Consider the following 1,865-nt stretch of genomic DNA (forward strand, 5'->3'; position numbering starts at 1 on the left):
TCCTGACGCTGATCCAGCACGGAACCGATTCGCAGATCGAAAGATTCGTGGAAAAGGCGCTGCGCCAGGAGGAGGTCTGGTGCCAGCTGTTCTCCGAGCCGGACGCCGGGTCGGATGCGGCCGGCATCAAAACCCGGGCCACCCGGGTAGACGGCGGCTGGCAGATCAACGGGCAGAAGGTGTGGACGTCCGGTGCCCAATATTGCGCCCGTGGCCTTGCCACGGTCCGCACCGACCCCGACGCCCCCAAGCACGCCGGCATCACCGCGGTGATCATCGACATGAAAGCCCCCGGCGTCGAGGTGCGGCCACTGCGCCAGATCACCGGCGGCTCGGACTTCAATGAGGTCTTCTTCAACGACGTGTTCGTCCCCGACGAGGATGTCGTCGGGCAGCCCAACGCCGGCTGGACCGTGGCCCGGGCGACGCTGGGCAACGAGCGGGTCAGCATCGGCGGCGGCAGCGCCTCGTACCTCCGGGGCGCCGAGGGGTACCTGGTCAAACTGACCCAGCAGCACGCTGATCACGTCGCCGGTGCGAAAGTTCGGATGGGCGACTTCCTCGCCGACGAGCAGGCGCTGCGACTGCTGAACCTGCGTCGCGCCGCACGCAGCGTCGAGGGTGCCGGGCCGGGCCCGGAGGGCAACGTCACCAAACTCAAGTTGGCCGAGCACATGGTCGACGGCGCGGCGCTTGCCGCGGCGCTGCTGGGACCGGAGGTCGCCCTCGGCGACGGGGTGGGGGCGCTGGCCGGGCGCATGGTGATGGCTGCGCGTGGCATGTCGATCGCCGGCGGCACCTCGGAGGTGACCCGAAACCAGATCGCCGAACGTATTCTCGGCATGCCGCGCGATCCGCTGATCAAGTAGCCCGGGTGGGGGCCGTTTACCGAGGTGGTGGGGCGAACACCGGGACACCGCCGGCGGCTTGCGGATGGTCGAAGCGGGCCTGTACCGCCATCCCGCAGGAAACCGAATCCGGCTCGCAGTCAACGATATTGGTGGCGATCCTCAGTCCCGGCTGTTCGGCGAGCTCGACGATGGCGATGATGTACGGAGTCGGTATCGCCGGGTCGTAGGACTGAACGTTGACGGTGTAGGTGAACACCGTGCCGTTCCCCGACACCGGCTCGGCGATCAAGGGGCCGGCGCAGGTCGGGCAGCGGCCGGACGGCGGATGTACCCAGCGCCGGCACCCGGCGCAATGCTCGATGAACAGCTGCCCGTTGACGCGTCCGGCAGGCTCTGTCACCACCCGAATACCGTATCCTCTCTTCGTGTCGACACGGTGCCTGGAGCAGGGCGCGATCCTGTCCGGGGTCGGCATCTCGCGAATCGGCCGCAAAACCGGGATTCCCGGCCTGGAGCTGACCCTGGAGGCGGCGCGGGCCGCCATCGACGACGCCGGTCTGCGGCCCGGCCAGGTCGACGGCATCGCAACGCTGGGCGACGTCCCAACGGTCGAGGTCGTCGCCGCGTTGGGCGTCGAGGCGGCCGACTTCAGTGCCGGATTCGGCACCGGTGGCCTGCTGGAACCGGTGATGTCGGCGTGCCGTGCCGTTACCGCAGGAGCCGAACGCCGGGCAACCCATGTGCTGGTTTACCGCACCGTGCAGATGCTCGGTGGGACGATCCCGGCCGCGGCGTCGGCTCAGGCGGGCGCGCCGGGCTCGCCCTTCGCTCGGCCCGCGGAGCCGGACGATGGTGGACAACCGGTGATCGGACCGATGGATGACGTTGCCGAGCTGGTTGCGGCGCACGCGTATTCAGCGGCCAACTGGCTGGCGATGAACTGCCGCCGCCATATGGAGTTGTACGGCACCACCAAGGAGCAGCTGGGCTGGCTCGCCGTCAACAACAGGCGCA

3 protein-coding genes are annotated in these 1,865 nt (G+C 68.8%); 2 read left to right on the plus strand and 1 reads right to left on the minus strand.

The features are described from left to right. On the plus strand, positions 1–869 hold an 869-nt coding region (locus AC2VON_RS24260; RefSeq protein ID WP_486955119.1), incomplete at its 5' end, for an acyl-CoA dehydrogenase family protein. Between the two features lie 16 nt (positions 870–885). Here the strand turns inward: AC2VON_RS24260 and AC2VON_RS24265 are convergent. After that, a complete protein-coding gene (locus tag AC2VON_RS24265; RefSeq protein ID WP_486955120.1) occupies positions 886–1,254 on the minus strand; it encodes a Zn-ribbon domain-containing OB-fold protein in 369 nt (122 codons plus the stop codon). A gap of 22 nt (positions 1,255–1,276) precedes the next feature. On the opposite strand from AC2VON_RS24265, the gene AC2VON_RS24270 reads away from it, so the two are divergent. Further along, positions 1,277–1,865 (plus strand): beta-ketoacyl-[acyl-carrier-protein] synthase family protein (locus AC2VON_RS24270; RefSeq protein ID WP_486955121.1); only part of this gene is annotated, 589 nt, incomplete at its 3' end.

The organism is Mycobacterium sp. TH-M82 (assembly GCF_057473605.1).